17 protein-coding genes and 1 pseudogene are annotated in these 19,109 nt (G+C 69.1%); 7 read left to right on the plus strand and 11 right to left on the minus strand.

Annotated features, from left to right (window positions below):
• Window positions 1-66 precede the first annotated feature (66 nt).
• The 4 genes from V2J85_RS24385 to V2J85_RS24400 all read left to right on the plus strand — a co-directional run bounded on the left by V2J85_RS24385 (window position 67) and on the right by V2J85_RS24400 (window position 3,643).
• A complete protein-coding gene (locus tag V2J85_RS24385; protein WP_330822719.1) occupies window positions 67-1,797 on the plus strand; it encodes a serine/threonine-protein kinase in 1,731 nt (576 codons plus the stop codon).
• A 124-nt stretch (window positions 1,798-1,921) separates the two neighbouring features.
• On the plus strand, window positions 1,922-2,413 hold the full coding sequence (locus V2J85_RS24390; protein ID WP_330822720.1) for a MarR family transcriptional regulator: 492 nt from the start codon (window positions 1,922-1,924) through the stop codon (window positions 2,411-2,413).
• A gap of 169 nt (window positions 2,414-2,582) precedes the next feature.
• Window positions 2,583-2,930 carry a PadR family transcriptional regulator gene (locus tag V2J85_RS24395; RefSeq protein WP_261953775.1) on the plus strand — a complete coding sequence of 116 codons (348 nt, stop codon included), beginning with the start codon at window positions 2,583-2,585 and terminating at the stop codon, window positions 2,928-2,930.
• Window positions 2,927-3,643 carry a hypothetical protein gene (locus tag V2J85_RS24400; RefSeq protein WP_330822721.1) on the plus strand — a complete coding sequence of 239 codons (717 nt, stop codon included), beginning with the start codon at window positions 2,927-2,929 and terminating at the stop codon, window positions 3,641-3,643. Before V2J85_RS24395 ends, V2J85_RS24400 begins: the two co-directional genes overlap by 4 nt.
• A 502-nt stretch (window positions 3,644-4,145) precedes the next feature.
• Here the strand turns inward: V2J85_RS24400 and V2J85_RS24405 are convergent.
• The 6 genes from V2J85_RS24405 to V2J85_RS24430 form a co-directional block, all read right to left on the minus strand.
• Window positions 4,146-4,817, minus strand: a complete 672-nt coding sequence (locus tag V2J85_RS24405; RefSeq protein ID WP_261953772.1) for a response regulator transcription factor — start codon at window positions 4,815-4,817, stop codon at window positions 4,146-4,148.
• Window positions 4,814-6,025: a sensor histidine kinase gene (locus tag V2J85_RS24410; protein WP_330822722.1), complete on the minus strand. Its 1,212-nt coding sequence runs from the start codon at window positions 6,023-6,025 to the stop codon at window positions 4,814-4,816. Before V2J85_RS24410 ends, V2J85_RS24405 begins: the two co-directional genes overlap by 4 nt.
• Before the next feature lie 121 nt (window positions 6,026-6,146).
• Entirely contained in the window at window positions 6,147-7,319 is a 1,173-nt protein-coding gene (locus tag V2J85_RS24415; RefSeq protein WP_330822733.1) for an NAD(P)/FAD-dependent oxidoreductase, read from the minus strand.
• An 8-nt stretch (window positions 7,320-7,327) separates the two neighbouring features.
• Complete coding sequence (locus V2J85_RS24420) at window positions 7,328-7,522, minus strand: ferredoxin (RefSeq protein WP_261953770.1); 195 nt, start codon at window positions 7,520-7,522, stop codon at window positions 7,328-7,330.
• 43 nt (window positions 7,523-7,565) lie between these two features.
• Window positions 7,566-8,768 carry a cytochrome P450 gene (locus tag V2J85_RS24425; RefSeq protein ID WP_330822723.1) on the minus strand — a complete coding sequence of 401 codons (1,203 nt, stop codon included), beginning with the start codon at window positions 8,766-8,768 and terminating at the stop codon, window positions 7,566-7,568.
• Entirely contained in the window at window positions 8,765-9,448 is a 684-nt protein-coding gene (locus tag V2J85_RS24430) for a DUF3159 domain-containing protein (RefSeq protein WP_330822724.1), read from the minus strand. Before V2J85_RS24430 ends, V2J85_RS24425 begins: the two co-directional genes overlap by 4 nt.
• Before the next feature lie 592 nt (window positions 9,449-10,040).
• On the opposite strand from V2J85_RS24430, the gene V2J85_RS24435 reads away from it, so the two are divergent.
• Entirely contained in the window at window positions 10,041-11,537 is a 1,497-nt protein-coding gene (locus tag V2J85_RS24435; protein ID WP_330822725.1) for an IMP dehydrogenase, read from the plus strand.
• A 25-nt stretch (window positions 11,538-11,562) separates the two neighbouring features.
• Here V2J85_RS24435 and V2J85_RS24440 read toward each other — a convergent pair whose 3' ends face one another.
• Complete coding sequence (locus V2J85_RS24440; protein WP_330822726.1) at window positions 11,563-12,405, minus strand: phytanoyl-CoA dioxygenase family protein; 843 nt, start codon at window positions 12,403-12,405, stop codon at window positions 11,563-11,565.
• A gap of 346 nt (window positions 12,406-12,751) precedes the next feature.
• Here V2J85_RS24440 and V2J85_RS24445 point away from each other — a divergent pair, with 346 nt between their 5' ends.
• Window positions 12,752-13,531, plus strand: coding sequence for an SDR family NAD(P)-dependent oxidoreductase (locus tag V2J85_RS24445; RefSeq protein WP_261953765.1), 780 nt, complete (start codon window positions 12,752-12,754; stop codon window positions 13,529-13,531).
• A gap of 162 nt (window positions 13,532-13,693) precedes the next feature.
• Here V2J85_RS24445 and V2J85_RS24450 read toward each other — a convergent pair whose 3' ends face one another.
• A complete protein-coding gene (locus V2J85_RS24450; protein ID WP_330822727.1) occupies window positions 13,694-14,929 on the minus strand; it encodes an MFS transporter in 1,236 nt (411 codons plus the stop codon).
• A 486-nt stretch (window positions 14,930-15,415) separates the two neighbouring features.
• On the opposite strand from V2J85_RS24450, the gene V2J85_RS24455 reads away from it, so the two are divergent.
• The gene (locus V2J85_RS24455; protein ID WP_261953763.1) at window positions 15,416-16,417 is read left to right on the plus strand and encodes a DUF1259 domain-containing protein; all 1,002 of its coding nucleotides are present in this window, start codon (window positions 15,416-15,418) and stop codon (window positions 16,415-16,417) included.
• 265 nt (window positions 16,418-16,682) lie between these two features.
• Here the strand turns inward: V2J85_RS24455 and V2J85_RS24460 are convergent, their stop codons facing one another.
• From V2J85_RS24460 to V2J85_RS24470, 3 genes and pseudogenes are all read right to left on the minus strand, one after another.
• Window positions 16,683-18,071 (minus strand): PA14 domain-containing protein, encoded by a 1,389-nt coding sequence (locus V2J85_RS24460; RefSeq protein WP_261953762.1) that lies wholly within the window; start codon window positions 18,069-18,071, stop codon window positions 16,683-16,685.
• A gap of 384 nt (window positions 18,072-18,455) precedes the next feature.
• Window positions 18,456-18,926: pseudogene (locus V2J85_RS24465) on the minus strand (alpha/beta hydrolase); the annotation flags it as partial.
• A partial coding sequence (locus tag V2J85_RS24470; protein WP_330822728.1) for an integrase core domain-containing protein occupies window positions 18,922-19,109 on the minus strand: 188 nt, incomplete at its 5' end. The pseudogene V2J85_RS24465 and the gene V2J85_RS24470, both read right to left, overlap by 5 nt.

The raw sequence follows: 19,109 nt of genomic DNA on the forward strand, positions 1-19,109 counted from the left end.
TCACGCCATGACACACCACGTCCAGGACCGGGGGACTTGGGCGCCCGCCGGTTTCCTGCAACCATCATGGCGCGGGCCGGCGTGATCGCTCTCGTACGCGCGGTGGGTCCGCAGGGCGGTGCCGCGGGTACGGGGTGGGCCGGTCCACCAGGCCGCAGGGCGCGGGAGAAGGGGCGTACCGAGGTGGAATCGGGTGCGGTGGTCAGTGGGCGGTACCGGTTGGACCGGCGCCTGGGACGCGGGGGCATGGGCGAGGTGTGGGCCGCCGAGGACAGCGCTCTGGGACGCTCGGTCGCGATCAAGATCGTGCTCGCCGACCTGGCAGCCGACCCGGGCCTGATCGTCCGGCTGCGGCGCGAGGCTCGCACCGCCGCCGCACTCCAGCACCCGGGCATCACCGTGGTGCACGACATCGGCGAGCACGACGGCCGCCCCTATTTCGTGATGGAACTGCTCGACGGCCAGGACTTCAACGCCCTGCTGACCGAGCACCCCGACGGTGTGCCCCTCGCCCTCGCGGTGGACCTGATGGCCCAGGTCGCCGAGGCGCTCGACCATGCGCACAGCCGTGGTGTGGTGCACCGCGACATGAAGCCCGCCAACCTGATGCGCCTGCCTGGCGGCGGCGTGAAGATCTGCGACTTCGGCATCGCGCGCTACGCCGAGGCCACCACCCACCTCACCGCGACGGGCAGCGTGCTCGGCACCCCCGCGTTCATGGCCCCCGAACAGTGGCTCGGCGAGCAGCTCACCGCGGCCACCGACCTGTACGCGTTCGGCGTCACCCTGCACACCCTCCTGACCGGTTCGCCGCCCTTTCCCGGGCCGACCGCCGCCGCACTGCTGCACCAGCACCTCAACAGCGCCCCGTCCCACGTGCGCGACGTACGCCCGGACGTTCCCTCCGAACTCGACGATCTGCTCCAGCAGTTGCTGGCCAAGACGCCCGCCGAACGGCCTGCCACGGCGGCCCGGGCACGGGAGGTCCTGCAGGCCGTCGCCGACCATTCTGCCCGGGCGTCGTTGCCCGCCTCCGTCACCGTCCCGCAGGCGAACTCCCCGGTCGCGCCGACGCTGGAACTGGAGGAGGAGCGGGAACACGAGCCGGAGCGGCCGTCGCGACGGGACGGGATCCCGAGGCCGGGGGATGGGGAGAAGCGGGAGGACAAGGAACGGCGGAAGGAGTGGGAGCTGGATGCGGCGTCGCCCACAGTTCCGTCCGGCGGCGGTACGACGATCACCAACAGCAGGTGGTCCCGGACCAAGACCGCAGGGGGAACCGGTGCTCAGATCCTCTCCGTGGCTTTCATCGTGCTCGGCGTGCTCTTCGCGGTGACCGGCAACGCGGACCAGATCATCTCGGGTGTCCCGGGGAGCGAGACCACGGGCGGGAAGATCATGGCGGTCGCCGTGATCGGAGCCCTCATGGGCGGGTTTTTCGGCGGCCTGATCGGCTCCCTCGGCACCCCCGACAGCATCACGGTGGACGGCGAGAAGCTCGTCATCACCCGCGACAAGGGCAACCAGGTCACGGTCCGCTGGGACACCCTCGAAGGGATTGCGGTGGAGGAGGACGGCAGTAAGGCCGCGCTCGTCGCCCGGTTCCGCTCCTCGCGTAGGCCCGCCGCGAAGTGGCGGACCGCGAACGACGTCGAGCTACGGGCGGACGGCAGCCACGTCATCTACGGCCCCACGAAGGGAAATTCGCAGGAGGTGGACCCGACACGGCTCCGTGCGGCACTGGAGCGGTACGCCGGGGGGCTGTACGACAACCCGGACGACGTACCGGATCCGTGAACCCCGACCGGTCCGCGTTGTTCTGTCCGGTCACGTGCGTGTCGCCGAACCGGACCTTGACCTCAACTCAACTTGAGCTCTTACGGTCCAGTCACCAGCGAACACTCACGAGAAGGGACCGCACGTGACCAGCCCGCAGACGCAGCAGTCGCCGCAGACCCAGCACCTCACCGACACCGAACTCGCCGCCCAGCCGGCCGCCTACTGGACTCGACTGGCGTACGAGACCACCCTCGCGTACACCCGTGCCCGGATACGCGAACTCGGTTACTCCCAGCCCCAGTTGTGGCTGCTGCGCAACCTGTCGGAGAACGACCTCTCGCCCGACGGCCGCGGTATGACCATCCCCGAACTCCGGCAAGCCATGCGCACGTACATCAGACCCGAGGACGACTTGGAGGCCGAGGCGGCGGACCTCTTGGAACGCGGCTGGCTCACCCACGACGATGAGGGACGGCTGCGGATCACCGAGCAGGGAGAAGAGACCCGCGCCGCATTCCGGCAGCACGTCCCGGCGATCCGCGACGGCATCCACCAGGGCATTGACGACGCCGACTACGTGACCACCCTGAGGGTGCTCCAACAGATGATCCGGAACACAGATGGCACCCTCTGAAGCCGCGGCCCCGGCCGGCCTTGCCGGCCTTACGCCTCAGGGGCGATAGCGGAGGCTGTTGCTGGCCGTGACGTGGGAAGGGCCGCACTTGCACCGCATTACCTTGCACGGCTTACCTTGCACGGCACTAGCTTGTATTGCATGACTCATGCTGTGTAAGGTACTGGCCATGGAGGAGACATCCACCCCACGCGCCCAGTGGCTACGCGGGGTGCTGGATATGTGTCTGCTGGCCCTGATGGCCGAAACCCCGGTCTACGGATACGAGATGACCGTCCGGCTTGCCAAGGCCGGGCTCGACGTCGCGGACGGGTCGATCTATCCGGCGCTTGCGCGCTTGCGTAAGCGCCAGCTGGTGGAGACCGAACGCCGCAGCGGGGGCGGAGGCCCTGCCCGGACCTACTACAGGCCCAGCGAAGCAGGCATGCAGATGCTCCGGTCGTGGAGCCGCGACTGGAGCCAATTCGCCACGAGCGTCGGCTCGATCATCACCCAGACCGCGCGGGAAGAATCATGACGTTGACTGTCGAGAACGCGATACACCAGGCCGTAGAGACATGGAACCGCCTCGAGGTGGACGAGGACACGGCCGAGGAGATGACTGAGGAACTGGCCGCGGACCTGACCGCCGCCGCTGCCGATGGCCGGTCGGTCACCGACTACCTCGGCGGGGACGTCGAGGCTCTGGCCACCTCATGGGAAGTCGAGCGCGGTCTGCTGCCGGTGCACCAGCGTCTGAAGGAGACCGCCTTCGCGGCGGCCACGGGCGCCGCGATACCCGCCTTCGCCGCGCTCCTCTTCTGGTGGATATCCGCATCCCACCTCCTCGACCCCAGCAGCGAATCCTTGACCACCACGCTCGACGGGCATGCGCTTCGGGAGGTGCGCAGGTTCCCCGATCCCGGCGTTCCCCTGATGTGGCTGGGCTGGGTCGCATGCCTGCTCACCGCCTTCTTCTTCGTCCGACGCGCCGTGGACGAGAGCCTCCAGCGTCCGCGCGACCCCGCACGCGACGCGACCATGCGGGCCCTGACCAAGGCCCTCCCGCTCATCCTCCTGGCCGCCGCCCTGGTGGCCTGCGCGATCGGCGTCTTCGGGGCATACGTGATCGGGTACTACCAGCTCCTCTTCATCGCCCCGGTCGCGCCGGCCGGGATGATCGGCACGGTGGCAGCCGGTGCCGCCTGGGTACGACACCGCACCTGCCCGCCCGTGACCGCCGCTCTCTGAAGCCCGGACCGCAGACCGGTCGCCCACACTGTGGGGTCCTGGGGCAGGTGGGGTCCTGGGGCAGCTGGGTTTCTGGGGCAGAGCCGATGGGATGCGACACCGCCTTTGGCGAAGGTCCTCGTCCGGCCGCTGTGAGCCGGGGTGGGAGACGCCGTGTTCGGCCCGGGCGCCGTCAGTCGACGGGCACCCGGCGCTGGGCCATGTGGGCGAGCAGTCGCCGTACCGCCTGGTCCTGAGCCCAGCGGGGCTCCTCCGCCGCGACGCGCTGCGCGGCGTAGAGGCGCATCATCTCCGACCGTGCGTAGTGTCCCTGGGCATGTTCTTCGAGGAGGTGGGCGTCGCACAGCTCGGCGAGGTACCGGCGGGTGGCCTCGCCGTCTCCGGGCCCAGCCTGCAGATCCGGCCGGGAGACTGAATGGCTCGTCGGTTCGCTGCACGGCTCGTCGGTTCGCTCCGTTGCGCCGAAGTCGTCGTGCTCGTGGCAGCGCGGTGTCCCTGCTTGTCATATGGGTTCGGGGCGGGCCAGTCCGGTCTGGTAGGCGATGACGACGAGTTGGGCCCGGTCGCGGGCGCCGAGTTTGGTCATCGCTCGGTTGGCGTGGGTTTTGGCGGTGACGGGGGTGACGAAGAGCCGCTGGGCGATCTCGTCGTTCGAGAGGCCGGCTGCGACCAGGGTGACCACCTCGTGCTCCCGCGGGGTGAGGGTGGCCAGTTGCGGCGGGGGGTTCCGGCCGGGCGGGGCGGGTTGGGCCAGGAAGCGGGCGATCAGGGCCTTGGTGGCGACCGGGGACAGCAGGGAGTCCCCCGCGGCCACCACCCGGATCGCGTTGAGCAGTTCGTCGGGGTTGATGCCCTTGCCGAGGAAGCCGCTGGCGCCGGCGCGGAGCGCCTCGGCCACGTATTCGTCGTTCTCGAAGGTGGTCAGGATGAGGATCTTCACGCCGGCGAGGTCCTCGTCGTCGCTGATGCGTTGGGTTGCGGCGAGGCCGTCGAGGTCGGGCATGCGGATGTCCATCAGCACCAGGTCGACGTGGTGACTGCGGACCAGTGCGACGGCCTCGCGTCCCGTTGCGGCTTCGGCGACGACTTCCATGTCGGGGGTGGAGTCGATGAGCATGCGGAAGGTACCGCGCAGGAGGGCCTGGTCATCGGCGAGCAGGACGCGGATCGTCATGAGGCCAGGGCCTTCCGGTCGGAGCGCAGCGGCAGTTCGGTGTGGATGCGGAAGCCTCCGGTGGGGCCGGGGCCGACGGTGAGCGTGCCGCCTGCGGCCTTGGCCCGCTCGCGCATCCCGATCATGCCGTGGCCCGTGCCTGACCCCGGGCCGGCAGCGTCGTCATTGCCGAATTCCGGTGCGCAGGGGCCGTCGTCCTCGACGGTGATCCGCAGGACATCGGGCCGTTGGTCGAGATGGACACGCACCGGAACGGGGCCGGCGTGCTTGCGGGTGTTGGTCAGCGCTTCCTGGATGATCCGGTAGGCGGCGAGGTCGGTGAGGGGCGACAGCGGCAACCCGGTGTGCCGGCCGGCCCGTTCGAGGGTGATGTCGAGGCCGCTGTGGCGGAAGGAGTCAAGCAGCTTGCCGAGGCCGGCGAGGCCGGGCGCGGGCTCGCGCGGCGCGGTCCGGTCGTCGCTGTGGCGCAGGACTCCCACCGTGGCGCGCAGCTCGTCCAGTGCCGCCCGGCTGGTGTCACGGATGCGTTCGAGGGCCTGGTAGGCGTGGTCGGGGTCGGTGCGCATCAGGTGGTGGGCGACGCCTGCCTGGGCGTTGACCAGGGTGATGTGGTGGGCGACGACGTCATGGAGTTCCCGGGCGATGCGCAGGCGTTCTTCGGTGACGCGTCGGCGGGCTTCCTCCTCCCGGGTGTGTTCGGCCCGTTCGGCTCGTTCCAGGGCGCCGGCGAGGAGCTGGCGGCGGCTGCGGGCGGCGTCGCCGCTGGCCACTGCCAGGCACATCCCGGCGATCACGGCCAGATGCTGCCAGAGGCTTTCCAGTCCCGGCTCGCGGATCAGCGACGCGGCCACGAGCACCGTCGCCACGCAAGCGGCGACGCGTCGGGCGAAGCGCCGGGCGGACCGCATGGCCACGGCATGGACCGCGACCGCTGTGGGGATCGGCGAGGCCCCGGGGAAGGAGATGAGGAGGATCTGGGCGATGTTGACGGCTACGGTCGCCGCGACCACCTGGACCGGCCGGCGGGTGCGGGCGACCAGCGGCACGCAGGCGAGCGCCAGGCCGCCGATGGACCACGCGATCGGGCTCTGGTGCCGGTAGGCGGTGCCCGCCGCCACCGGGGCGGACAGGGCGAAGCAGCTGAGGGTGACTGTCAGGTCGGCCACTCGCGGCCAGGCGCGCAGCCACCCGATGGGCCGGTCGATCATGTGCACTCCTTCAGCGTACGCAGCCCGCCGGTGTCCGGGATCTGCGCACCGAGGGCTCCGCACCCGGATAGAGGCTGGGTGCGGAGCCTGGCGGTGCGGCGCTTGGGGCCGGAGGCGGGAATCAGGCGGCGGTGGGCTCGGGGAGGCGGGCGCGGTACCGGAGCAGGGCGCGGGGGCTGTTCCAGCCGAGCGCGCCGACGACCCGGCCGTCTGCGTGGTAGAGGGCGACGAACCTGCGCGAGCGCAGGTCGCCGTCGACGACCTCGATGTGGGCGTCGGGCGGGCACCAGCCATGGATCTGGATCTTGGTGTCGTAATGGTCGGTCCAGCCGAACGGGACCGGGGCGTAGGGCAGTGCGCGGTTCGGGCCGGCCAGGAGGTTCGTGGCGGCGGTGATGGCTTGTTGGGTGGCGTTGGTGCGTTGTTCCAGTCGGATGCGGCCGCCGGCGGTGGGGTGCGGCCAGTTGGCGACGTCCCCGGCCGCGTACACGCCGGATACGACGTGGCAGGTGGGATCGCACAGCACCCCGTCGCCCAGTGGGATCCCGGAGTCGGAAAGCCAGTCGGTGGCCGGTACCGAGCCGATGGCGACGACGACCACATCGGCGGGTATCCGGGTGCCGTCATCGAGGTCCACCGCGGTGACCCGGCCGTTGCGGCTGCTCATGCCGGCGACCTGGCGGCGCAGGCGCATGCTCACCCCGTGGTCGCGGTGCAGCTGCGCCACCAACTCCCCTACTTCAGAGCCCACTTGCCGGAACAACGGGGTGGGCTCGATGTCGACGAGGGTGACGTCCAGGTCGAGGCCACGTGCGGTGGCGGCGATCTCACTGCCGAGGAATCCGGCGCCGATCACCACCACCCGGGGCCCGGCCAGCAGCTGGGCGCGCAGGGTCAGCGTGTCGTCGAGGGTGCGCAGCACATGCACCCCGGCCAGATCGTGACCGAAGGGCAGACGGCGGGGGCGTAGCCCGGTGGAGATGATCAAGCCGTCGTAGTCCGCCGTGTCCCCGTCGTCCAAGGTCACGGTGCGAGCCACCGGGTCCACCCCGGTCGCCCGGCGGCCCAACTTCAGGTGCAGCCCCAGGGGTTGGAGGGCCTCCTCCGGGCGCAAGGTGGCCTTGTGGGGTTCCCAGTCGCCGGCCAGGATCTGCTTGGACAGCGGTGGCCGGTCGTAGGGGGGCCGCAGTTCCTCACCGACCATGGTGAGCGTGCCGGTGAAGCCCTGGCGGCGCAGGGTCTCGGCCGCGGTCAGGCCCGCGGCCGACGCGCCCACCACGACGATGCGGTCCATGGTGGGCACTACTTCTCCACTTCGATGGCCAGCGCGGGGCAGCGGGCGGCGGCGTCCTCGACCTGGGCCCACAGCTCCTGCGGCGGCGCGGGGGCGAGCAGGACGACGATGCCGTCCTCATCGCGCTGGTCGAAGACCTCGCCGGCGGCCAGCACGCACTGCCCGGCCCCCACGCACTTGTCCTCGTCAATGGTGATCTTCATGGGAATTCTTCCTCTGCGGTGTCGTTCGCCGACTCGGCGGGGCCTACCAGGTCACGGGCAGTTCGTGGACGCCGTAGACGATCATGTTGTCGCGCATCGGCACCTGCTCCACCGGCACGGCGAGTCGCAGCGTGGGGAACCGCTCGATCAGGGCGGTCAGGGCGGCCTTCATCTCCACCCGAGCCAGTTGCTGCCCCAGGCACTGGTGGATGCCGTGGCCGAACGCCAGGTGCGGGCTGTAGGGCCGGTGCACGTCCAACTGCTCGGGGTCGCCGCTGAAGTGCTCCGTGTCGCGGTTCCCCGAGGGCAGACAGGCCACGACCGTGGAGCCTGCCTGGATCCGGTGGCCACCCAACTCCACGTCCTCCAGCGCGGTGCGGCGCACGCCGTACTGGATGACGCTGAGGTAGCGCAGCAGCTCCTCGACGGCGCCGTCCATCAGGGACGGATCAGCGCGCAACGCCTCCCACTGACCGGGGTTCTGCAGCAGGCACATGGTGGCCAACGCGATCATGTTGGCCGTTGTCTCGTGCCCCGCCAGCAGCAACAGCACTCCGACACCGGCCAGTTCCTCGTCAGTCAGTTCGCCCGACCGCACCAGACCGCTGAGGATGTCATCACCTGGTTCGGTCCGCTTGGCGAGCGCGAGTTGGCCGATGAACTGGTTCAGCGCCTGCTGGGCCTGCTGGAGTTCCTCGGGGGTCGCGTCGATCCTGATGAGCGTGGCGGAGTTGCGTTGGAACTCCACACGATCGGCGTAGGGTACGCCGAGCAGTTCGCAGATCACCAGCGAGGGGATCGGCAGCGCGAAGGCCTGGAGGAGGTCGACCGGGCGGCCTTCGGTGGCGGCCAGCGCGTCCAAGTGCTCGGCGACGATCTTCTCCACCGCGGGGGTCAGCTGCCGCATCCGGCGCACGGTGAACTGACCGGTGAGCAGCCGGCGGAGGCGGGTGTGTTCCGGCGGGTCCATCAGGATGAACATCCCCGGGGCGGGCGGCGGCACCGGAGCGTCGCCCGCGGGAGCGCCACCGGTCCGCAGCCCGCGACGGCGGGAACTGAACCGCGGATCGGCGAGCACCGCCCTCGCCTCCTCGTACCCGGTGATCAGCCAACCCCGCAGACCATCGGGCAAGGTCACCTCCGCAACCGGGCTCTGCTCCCGTAGCGTGCGGTACTCCGACGGGGGATCGAACGGACAGGTCCGCGCCATCGGCTGCGTCGTGGTGACAGGCTGTGCTTCGGTCATGACTGGGAGATCCTTTCCAAACAGGGAGAACGGTGGGATACCTCGATGCCCAAGGGGCCGGGGGCCTCGCAGCGGTGCGTTCCGACACAGCGGCGGTAGACACGCCACCCCAGCAGTACGCCGAGTGCGAGAACGGGTGGGCCGAAGACGTCGACCGAACCAAGGGCGACCACCTGACCGGAGAGGAACAGCGGAAGCTGGACCGCCAACATCGCCAGATGCCCGACGAGCACCACCAGGTTGCCCTTGACGAAGGCCCGCCGGCGCACCGCACACCGCCGCCACTTGGTCCGCTCCCCCGTGATCAGCCCGACCACCAGTCCCATCGGCGGCCAACCGAGCAGCAACAGCACCGGCGTCACCACAGCCATCGCGCAGTGCACCACCAGGCAGGGGAGGAAGAAATCCGTGGCCTGACCGCTGCGGGCGGCCAGCCCTCCTCCGACGCAGATCAGGCCAAGGGCGGCCAGAGCGCGCCGTACGGCTTCCCTACGCACCAACCGGTAGACGCAGACCCCCAGGCCGGCCCCGATGGCCAGCGCAAGGGCGACGACGACCCGGTGCGTGACGGCGAAGCCCATGGTGAAGCCGAAGACAGGCGCGACATCGATCACCGTGTCGCGCAGCCGACGACGGATCACGTCCCCGGTGACGTCCTCATGGTCTGAGCCAGGATCCATGACTGCTCCAACCCGTCGACATGCGGCGTGCGTTCGGCCGCTTGGGCACTCCCTACGGTGCCGTGCTGCGGCACGGCTGTCGTCGCCCGTCCGCAGACTCTTGACCTGCTGCGAACGCAGTAGACGACTGCCGGACCTGCTGCGAACGCAGACATCGGCGGAAGCCGGAGCCAGGCGAGCGGGAAACCTGGGCCGGCAGGTCGTCCGGTGGTGTGAGCTGCGGCAGGACGAACCGTCGCAGACAAAGCTCAAAGGAGAACGAGCGCTTCGGAGTTGCCGGCGAGCTCGATCCCGGCTCGCACCGCGCGCAACGTGGCGCGAGCCTCCCTCGCCGCCCGGGTCTGAGGACTTGAAGCAACCGCCGGGGTGGTGGCTGCCGGTGACGGCCACGATTCGTGCAGCGGCTGAGTTAATCGATAAGGTGCCAGGCCACGACCGCACCCCGTTCGCTCCACGGGCCGGTCAGGGCTCTGCCGCAGTTGGTGGCACCTCCACGGCTGCCGTGCTGATCTCTGCCTGCCCGGGCCCTGGGATACGGGGGCGATCCTCACGGCGGGGCAGTCGGGCCCCGGCGACGGGTCAGGAGGAACGAGTGGCACAGATCATCGCCGAAGTCTCACGGACGTTCAACGAGTTCCTGCTCTTGCCGAACCGCACTCGGACCGACTGCTCGGCTGCGACGGTTGACTTGCGCACGCCCCTGGTGCGGCACGTCGTGGGCGAGGCGTCGGCGATCGAGCTGCAGTCCCCGTTCACGTCCGCGATCATGCAGGCCGTCAGCACACCCGCTCTCGCGATCGCGCTCGCGCGAAACGGTGGTTTCAGCTTCCTGCACCACAATCAGCCGATCCAGGACCAGGCTGCAGCGGTCCGCCAGGTGAAGAATTTCAAGGCGGGGTTCGTCACCAGCGATACCAACATCCGCCCCGACGACAGCCTGAGCCTCCTCGTCGACCTCATGCGCCGCACCGGTCACAGCACCGCCGCGGTCACCCACGACGGGACCGCTACCGGCCGCCTGCTCGGCCTGGTGACCTCCCGGGACTTCCATCCCCAGCGTCATGATCTGGACGGACCGGTCAGTGGCCGGATGACCGCTATCTCCGACCTGGCCCATGCCGGGCCCGACATCACGCTTTCCGAAGCCAACGCGCGGCTGTGGGACGAACGGCTGGACTGCCTCCCGGTGCTGGATACCGAGGGTCACCTGCAGCATCTGGTGTTCCGTTCCGACTATGCGGACCACAAGCGCTTCCCGAACCAGGTCGTGGACGCCGCCAAGCGTCTGCGTGTGGGCGCAGGTATCAACACCCACGACTATCAGGAGCGCGTCCCGGCCCTGCTGGAGGCAGGTGTGGACGCGTTGTGCTTCGACTCCTCCGACGGCTACAGCGACTGGCAGGCGCAGGCTGTGTCCTGGGTGAAGAAGCACTATCCGGAGATCCCGGTCGGCGGCGGCAACGTGGTCGACGGGGAGGCGTTCACCTTTCTCGCCGAGGCGGGAGCGGACTTCGTCAAGGTCGGGGTGGGCGGCGGCTCCATCTGCATCACTCGGGACCAGAAGGGCATCGGCCGCGGCCAGGCCAGCGCGGTGCTGGACGTCGCGGCGGCCCGGGATGCCTTCCGCGAACGCACCGGCGAGTACGTGCCGATCTGCTCCGATGGCGGGCTGGTGCACGACTACCACGTGGCCCTGGCGCTGGCGATGGGGGCCGACTTCGTCATGATGGGGCGTTACTTCGCACGCTTCGACCAGGCGTCCGGCGCGAAGCTGCCCACCCGTGACGGCTTCGTGAAGGAGTACTGGGGTGAGGGCTCGAACCGGGCTCGCAACTGGCAGCGCTACGGCCAGGGAGGCCAGGGGCTGATCTTCGAGGAAGGCGTGGACGGCTACGTCCCCTACGCAGGCGACCTCAACGAAGGGCTCGCCCTGACCATCGCCAAGCTCAAGACCACGATGGTCTCCTGCGGCTCCACTACCCTGCCGGAGTTCCAGTCCACGGCCCGGCTGACCCTCGTATCAGACCAGAGCTTCCAGGAGAGCCACGCCAACGTCACCCTGCGGGACGCCCCGGCGACGGTCTCCTGACAAGCTGCTGAGTCCTGCGCCATGTCTACCCGGCACTGCAGTCGGCGCCGTCGCCGTCCAGATCGTCGCCGCCCGGACCGTCGCCGTCCGGACCGGGGGTGTCCTGCCCCAGGCCCCGACGGATCGCGATCTCCACGGGTGAGTACGCGCCGTCGGGCCGCTCCAGTTCGTACGGCGCGGCCGCCATCAGCGGCGGCTGGGCCATGAAGCGCGGCCGCACCCCATGGTGCGGTTGCGCCGCGTGCACCAGGAACGGATGGCACAGGAAGACGTCGCCCGGGGACCCGGTGGCGAGGGCGAGTGGCCGGTGGTCGGACGCCGCCACCAAATCGGGCGCAAGGGCCAGCCCGCTCGCCCCCTCCTCCCCGTACTTCTCCAGCACCTTCGGCACGTCGAGGTGTGAGCCGACCCGGATCCGGGTCGGGGCGTCCTCCTCGCCGACCTCACTGAACAGGAACAGCATCAGCAGCGCCCGGCCCCGGGAGCGCAGATTGGTGAAGTACCAGCTCTCGCCCTCCGGCAGATAGCTCCCCTCGATGTGCCAGCCCGCGTCGTCCGGCTCCTCCTCGTGCGGGAAGCGCAGCGGGAACGTGCCCAGCGAGTAGCGCGGCTCCCAGCGTCCCGCGCCGACGAGCAGGTCGTACGCGCGCTGCAGGGACGGGGAGTTGGGTGCGGCGGCGAACGGCCCCTGCGCCATGCCGGCCACCCAGTGCACGGGCTGCGTCCACGTAGCCGGATCGTCCGGGTCGCAGCCCGTCTCTCGCCACAGCAACCGCGCGCAGTCCGCGGCCACACGCGGCGCAACGGCACCCTCGAACTTCACGAAGCCGTCGCGGAGGAAGCGGGATACCAAGGTTGTGTCATCCATGCCCCCATCGTGCGGCAGCACTGCTCCCGCTCACCCGACATTCTCCGCACCACCTTTGTCGGGTTTCCACCGAGCCCTTCTTGCCAGGCGCCGTCGCGTGCGTACCGGACAAACCGCACGAGCACCTCGCCGTACGAGCACCTCAAGAATGGATGGAGCACTGGGCCGTACGCCTCGGAGCGGACTCGGCGTGGATGCATGAGCGGCTCTCTCCGTTCCCACTCATCGTCGGCGCCGACCAGGAGCACGCGGTCCTCCGGTGGAAGGCCCCAGGGCCGGCCCTTGCCGCGTCGCGTGCCTGTTCGGCCCGCGCCCCGATAGGCGGGACAGCCTTTAGGGTGCGGGCATGATCTCGCGAAGCTACCTCTCCGAACTGTTCTCACTGGAAGGCCGGGTCGCCGTGGTGACGGGCGGCAGTTCCGGCATCGGCCGAGCCATCGCCGGGGCCCTCGCGCGAGCGGGGTCGAGCGTGGTGATCGTGGCCCGCAACGAGTCGGAACTGGCCGCCACCGCCGACGAGTTGGCGGCGGACGGCTGCCGGGCGGCCTGGGTGAGCGCCGACCTGGGCAGCCGCGCGGGGGTGCGCGCGGCGGCGGAGCGGGCAGCCGAGGTGTTCGGCGAGCCCGACATTCTCGTCAACAGCGCCGGGATCAACCTGCGGCCGCCCATGGGCGAGCTGGGCGAGGAGGTGTGGGACGCCACGATGGCGGTGAACCTGGAGGCGCCCTACTTGCTGGGCCAGCGGTTCGGGCCTGGCATGGCCGAGCGGGGCTTCGGGCGGATCATCCACATCACCTCCCAACAGGCGCACCGAGCGTTCGTCCAGAGCGGCGCCTACGGGGTCTCCAAAGGGGCGCTGGAGTCGCTGACCCGTTCTCAAGCCGAGGCGTGGTCACCACACGGCGTCACCTGCAACACGCTGGTGCCCGGCTTCGTCATGACCCCACTCAATGAGCGGTTGTCCTCCGATCCGGAGAAGGTTGCAGCGCTGGCCGCGCGCACGATGGTCGGGCGCAACGGGCTGGTCGAGGACTTCGCCGGAGCAGCGGTGTTCCTGGCCAGCCGCGCCTCCAGCTACGTCACCGGACAGGCGATCTTCGTCGACGGCGGGCTCTCCGTTCACTGAGCCCAACACCGCATAGCCAACTGGCCTGACCAGGAGTGCCGCAGATTGATTGAGATGTCGGTGCCCGAGTCATCTCAATCAATCCGGGGCAACGGTGAGAGATCACGCCGAAGAATGCGAGATTGATGCCGTCGAGGCCGGAGGGGGACAGTGGGGGGTAGGTCAGGCGGCGGCTGCGTTTTCGGCTGCTTGGAGGTGTGGCTGCCGAGCGTTCCGTTGGTTTTGTGCCCAGCGGACGGCGAGTGGTGCCGCCAGGCCCGTCAGCGCGAAAACGGCCCCCACGACATACCACCCGGGGCGGCCCCAGGTGATGCAGAGCGAGATGAGCAGTCCTGGCCCAACGGCCTCGGCCAGTCCGGCGCCGAGGCCGAACACGCCTAGGTACTGGCCCGTCGCGTGCCGCGGAGCAAGGGCGAAGGACACCTCAAAGCCAGCAGCGGAGTGCCATAGCTCGCCGGCCGTGTGGATCACCACTCCGGCGATGAGCAGCGTTGCGGCAGCCCACGCCGGTATCCCCGCGGACAGTGAGATCATCGAGCACGAGACGAGAAAGGCGAAGCCTGCCCGGCGGTAGGCGTTCCCGCCGGCTGCGGGGGAAACGACGTTGCGGCTGGCCCGTACCTGGAATGCGATGACGATGACGGTGCCAGTCAGCATGGTGCCCGAGATGAGCCAGTGCGGGGCGGTGGTGGCACCGACCAGCCAGAGCGGGATAGCCACCGTGAGCACCTTGAATTGGATGGCCATGATGCCGTCGAGTGTGGTGAGCAGTAGGTAGGGGCGGTCTCGCAGGGCGACCCAGCGAGGGCCGCCGCTGGCGGGGACGGGCATGACCCGCGGGAGGAAGACCAGGAGCGCCGCGGAGACCACGAAGGCGATCGCGTTGCCGATGACCATGAGCCGGTAGGCGGTGGAGGTGCCCACTTGAACGACCCATCCCGCTCCCACGGCACCGAGGGAGACGCCGACGTTGGTCACCGCGCGGAGATAGGCCCGGAACTCCTGCGGCCGGTCCCCTCCGTAGTGCCTGATGAGGGGGCTGCGGGCGGCTATTCCGGCCGCCTTCGCCCCAGCGGCCGCGCAGACCACGAATAGGAACGGCCAGAAGCTGTCCGCCAGGACGAAGCCGGCCGTGGCCAGCGCCTGGACCACAAGGGTGGCCGCATAGACACCGCGCGCTCCGTATCTATCCGCCAAGTGGCCGACCGCAACGCCCAGGGCCAGCGCGACAAGACCGGCGATGCCGAGCCCGAGCCCCACCTGGTCTGCCGGGAGGTGAACCGCCTGGGTGAAATACAGCACCCCGGCAGTCAGATAGAGGCCGCTGCCAACGGTGTAGACGAAGTTCGAGGCCGCAAGGACACGCTGTGGTCCGGCATTTGGCAATAGGCAAGGCATGACTGGCTCCGCATCCAGGGCAGGCAGTACGGACCGGACCAGCTTGTTGCATATTGATTGCAATAACAAATCAATTGCAGCTTGGGCTGCAGCGAGAGCATGCGCCCCCCGCCGACTGGCACCAAGCCGCCGTACGTACACCCCCCTCGCGCCCGCACTGTCGCACCGAGACCAGAGGCGGATCCCGACGCCGCGAATTCCCAACACGCAACTGCATGCCTAACTCCGGCGGGTTGAACACGGCGTTCAGGAATCCCCCACTCATGGCGTGAGACGCGTCAGACGCAGCTGATGGGTTCTTCAGGCGCCGGCTGGTACAGGTGCCAGATCACGAAGAGCAGCAGGGCGATCAGGCCGTTCGCAGGGGCGCTGAGACACGGGGGCGACCGGAGAGGGGGGATTCTTAGTCCGTTTGGCGCCAAGCCATGACGGTGACGGCATCTGCTCCGCACCGGCGTGCTTCCATGCCGTCACGGAGGTGTTCACATGGTGGCCGAAGACCGACAACAAGACAGCTACCCGCACGAGGGTGCGCCGCGGCGGAGTGTGCTTGCCGCAGCCGCCCTGGCTCCGGTGCTGGCCGGCGCCCCGTCCCCTGCTCGTGCCCTGTCCACCGGGGCGGCCGAGGTGGACAGCCGCGGCCGGATGGAGCCGGTTTCCACTGGCCTTTCGCACTGGAAAAGCGTGGCCAAGACGTTGGGCCGGGCAGGGGACATGAAACGCAAGATCATGTACCACACCGCCTTCCCGCGCCATGATCTGCGGGTGAAGTCGCGTCACGTCGTCGTCAAACCGGCGCTGGCCCTCGGCTCGCACGTGTCCTTCGTCCGTTACGCCGACAAGAGCACGATGGTGATGGGTGATGTGGTGGTCACCGAGCGTGAACTGCAGCCATTCACCGATGCATTGTACGAGCACCAGATCGGGCTCACCGCGATCCACAAGCATCTTCTTTCTCAGAGTCCCCATATCTGGTGGATCCATGTTCATGCGCACAGTCACCACCCACTGGCGCTGGCCCGCGGTCTCCAAGCAGCCTTCAAGCGCACTGATACCCCGCCTCCGCTGCCGTCGACCCGGCGGCAGCGCGTCGACCTTGACACCGCTGGCATCGATGCCGCGCTGGGCGCCAAGGGCTCCATTGACGACGGCATCTACAAGTGCATCTTCGTCCGCCGCGAAACCATCACGGACGGCATTCGGGTACTTCCCCCGGGCCTCGGATCGACCAGTGCGTTCAACTTCCAGCCGCTGGGCGGCGGTCGAGCCGCGATCAGTGGCGACTGCGCCATGATCGCCAAGGAAGTCCAACACGTCTTGGTGGCTCTGCGGCGTGCCGGGGCTGAGCTCGTCGAGCTGCACAACCACGGCCTGACGGACGAACCTCGCTTGTTCTTCGTCCACTTTTGGGCCGTCGGCGATGGCGTCAGGCTCGCCCGGCGCCTACGCGCCGCGGTGGACGCCACCAACGTCGTGCCGGCCGGCTGACCCCGACAGGCAGGATTCGACCCGGCGGACCGTGCCTGGGGCTGTCTGTCGTCGTCTACACGACGGGCGCGATAGCCGTATTGCTGAGCTGTTCGTGGATGCGTCACAGCGATGAGCTCTTTTCCTCGCCGGGTGCCGCAGGTGCCCAGGCGGTGAGCAGCGCTTCGCCCCGCCGGCTGTGCCGACGGGGCGAAGCAACGGGGGCCGAATCAACCAGCAGCGTCCTTCTTGCCTCTGGGCCCCTGTCGCGTGCTCACCAGGACCGTCAGCCGGCAGGCACGGTCATGGCGCGGACCTCGCTGGACGGCGAGTAGTTCCCGGCCGCGTCATAGGTACGGGCCCGGTACTCGTAGGTGCGCCCGTCGGCGGGCAGCGGGTCGCAGACAGTGACGTAGGCCGGGTCGTGGCGCGGGTCATAGCCCTGGTGCGCGGCGACGGACCAGGCATCCGTCCCCACCTCGCGGCGCTCGATCTCGAAGCCGGTGAAGTCCCGGATCGGAGCAGGCGTGTAGTCGTTGGCGGTTGCCCGTATGCCGCCCTGGCAGGAGCCGACGAGGAGTTCGGGGGCATTGGCGGGGGCGATGCCGTCGGGGATGTTGAGCCAGAGCTCGTTGGTCGCGTAGGCGTTGAGGGCGTCGCCGCTGTACGTGGTGGTGCCGCCATCGTTGGTGACGAGGACACGGTAGTGGCGGGCCTCGCCGTCGGCCACGATCGGAGCGGTGGTCCAGGTATTGCCGGTGGTGGTTCCCAACGGGACCCACTTCCAGTAGCCGTCCACCTTGTCGTTGCTCAGGACCGTGTAGTGGTCGAAGTGCGGCTCGGTGTTCTGCGGCCAGTTCAAGGCGACCTTGCCGGACGCCTTGTCGTAGGTCCCGGTCAAAGAGGTGACGATCGGCAGCGGCCGGACGATGGTGTCCGTGCTGCCCGACGAGGTGTTGCCCGCCTTGTCCGTGGCGCGCACCTCGTAGTAGTAGGGCGTGCGGTCGTCGGGGTTCACGAGGGGGTCGGTGTAGCTGCGGGCGGTGGTCGTGCTGACCTTCGTCCAGGTGCTGGAGCCGACCGGTCGCCGGTAGAGGGAGTAACTCGCGAGGTCCATCTCCTTGTTGGCGGACCAGGAGACGGTCGTCTTGCGGGTCGTGGTGTTGTAGGCGGTCGTCACGCCGGTGGGCGCGAGCGGCTTCGTCTGGTCGTACGTGGCCGACGTCCGCGGCGTGTACGTGAACGCGACCTTCGCGGCACCGGACCAGTTCACGTGGTCGACGCGGATGGTGTGCTTGCCGGAGGGAATGGTGAAGCCGAGGAACGTGGAGCGGGCGGTGTCACCGGTGCCGTGCCACATATCGATCTGGCGGACGCCGTCCACGTAGACGCGGACGCCGTCGGTGGCGGAGACGGTGAACATGAAGGGGCCGCCGGAGCCGAAGTCGCGGGTCACCGACCAGCGGACACCGAAGTTGTTCGACGACACGCCGGAGACCGGGCTGCCGGACCAGCTCTGGCTGATGGCGCTGTCGCAGTCGGTCCTCACCGGAGAACCGGAGAACGAGGTGTTGTTGTAGAACGTCCGCTTGTAGACGTTGGTCGAGCAGGTGACATCGGCGGCTGCCGCCTGCGGGGCAGCGAGCAGCAGGCTGCCGAGGACGACGGCGGACATGGCACCACCTGTCCAGACGGCAACGAGTCTCTTCTGGTGCACGGGAACCTTTCAAACTGTGCGGGCAAGACGTACGGCGTGGAGACTCGTGAGCTGGGAAGATGGTTGCACGGCGCGCCCATGGAACGTCATCACCGGCATCCTGCACCGCATCGGATACTCGTGCCGACTGCCCCGAACTCTCCCCTGGGGGGGAGGCCGCACCGCTGGTCTGCTCAGTGCGCAACGGCTGGTTCGAGGCCCACCCGAAGCCCTCGTACGACGCCGGGCGAGCTACATGGCGGAGCTCCAGCTAAGCGGTCCACCATCTGGATACGCAGTCTCAAATGGGGGCCGCGGTTGCGGCGCCGGCGGCGGCTTAGCCGGACGCCGCAACCGCTCACGTCAAGCCACTGGGGTGAGCGTTTCGCCGAAGTGCCGGGCGAAGAACCGCACCGCGCTGTCGGCCTCGAACCGGGGCAGCTGCTTGTGCTTGCCCGAGTTCACGTGCAACGACTTCTCCTTCGAGGCGAAGGCGTCGAACAGCGCGAGACCCTCCTCGCGTGAGATGTGCTCGTCATCCCACTGCAGGTCGAACTCGATCGGGATGGTGATCTGCCTCGCCTGCTCGGCCAGGACATCGGGCCAGTGCTGACCGAAGACCGCGGCCCTGACCCTCGGTTCGACCGCCACGAACGGCACGCCGATCGCGGTGCCCATGTTGAGGCCCCAGAAGCCGACCAGCCCGTCGGTGCCGATCTCGGGGAGTTCCTGAAGGGCGTCCAGGGTCGCCTGGTACTCCGGCACGGCGAGCTGCGCCAGGTGGTCGTTGTAGCGGACGACGATCGGCCCTTCCGGCTCGCCCGCTGCCCTAGCTGTGCTGTCCGGACAGGTTGGTGACGCGGCTGGCTGGGGTGTGGCCGCTGATTCCAGTATGGGGTCGGTGGTAGTTGTACCAGTCCAGCCAGTCGGGAAACGCTGCCTGCCGTTCGGCCTCTGAGGCGTAGGGCCTTTGGTAGGCCCATTCATCGAGCAGGGTGCGGTGGAAGCGTTCGACCT

This window comes from Streptomyces bugieae, assembly GCF_036352915.1.
GTDB lineage: Bacteria > Actinomycetota > Actinomycetes > Streptomycetales > Streptomycetaceae > Streptomyces > Streptomyces endophytica.

Bases quoted from the DNA above. Each gene is read 5' to 3' on its own strand.
- V2J85_RS24450 (WP_330822727.1), bottom strand. From the start codon at position 14,929: ATGCCTTGCCTATTGCCAAATGCCGGACCACAGCGTGTCCTTGCGGCC.
- V2J85_RS24445 (WP_261953765.1), top strand. From the start codon at position 12,752: ATGATCTCGCGAAGCTACCTCTCCGAACTGTTCTCACTGGAAGGCCGG.
- V2J85_RS24400 (WP_330822721.1), top strand. From the start codon at position 2,927: ATGACGTTGACTGTCGAGAACGCGATACACCAGGCCGTAGAGACATGG.
- V2J85_RS24385 (WP_330822719.1), top strand. From the start codon at position 67: ATGGCGCGGGCCGGCGTGATCGCTCTCGTACGCGCGGTGGGTCCGCAG.
- V2J85_RS24410 (WP_330822722.1), bottom strand. From the start codon at position 6,025: ATGATCGACCGGCCCATCGGGTGGCTGCGCGCCTGGCCGCGAGTGGCC.
- V2J85_RS24440 (WP_330822726.1), bottom strand. From the start codon at position 12,405: ATGGATGACACAACCTTGGTATCCCGCTTCCTCCGCGACGGCTTCGTG.
- V2J85_RS24460 (WP_261953762.1), bottom strand. From the start codon at position 18,071: ATGTCCGCCGTCGTCCTCGGCAGCCTGCTGCTCGCTGCCCCGCAGGCG.
- V2J85_RS24405 (WP_261953772.1), bottom strand. From the start codon at position 4,817: ATGACGATCCGCGTCCTGCTCGCCGATGACCAGGCCCTCCTGCGCGGT.
- V2J85_RS24425 (WP_330822723.1), bottom strand. From the start codon at position 8,768: ATGACCGAAGCACAGCCTGTCACCACGACGCAGCCGATGGCGCGGACC.
- V2J85_RS24395 (WP_261953775.1), top strand. From the start codon at position 2,583: ATGGAGGAGACATCCACCCCACGCGCCCAGTGGCTACGCGGGGTGCTG.
- V2J85_RS24430 (WP_330822724.1), bottom strand. From the start codon at position 9,448: ATGGATCCTGGCTCAGACCATGAGGACGTCACCGGGGACGTGATCCGT.
- V2J85_RS24415 (WP_330822733.1), bottom strand. From the start codon at position 7,319: ATGGACCGCATCGTCGTGGTGGGCGCGTCGGCCGCGGGCCTGACCGCG.
- V2J85_RS24420 (WP_261953770.1), bottom strand. From the start codon at position 7,522: ATGAAGATCACCATTGACGAGGACAAGTGCGTGGGGGCCGGGCAGTGC.
- V2J85_RS24455 (WP_261953763.1), top strand. From the start codon at position 15,416: ATGGTGGCCGAAGACCGACAACAAGACAGCTACCCGCACGAGGGTGCG.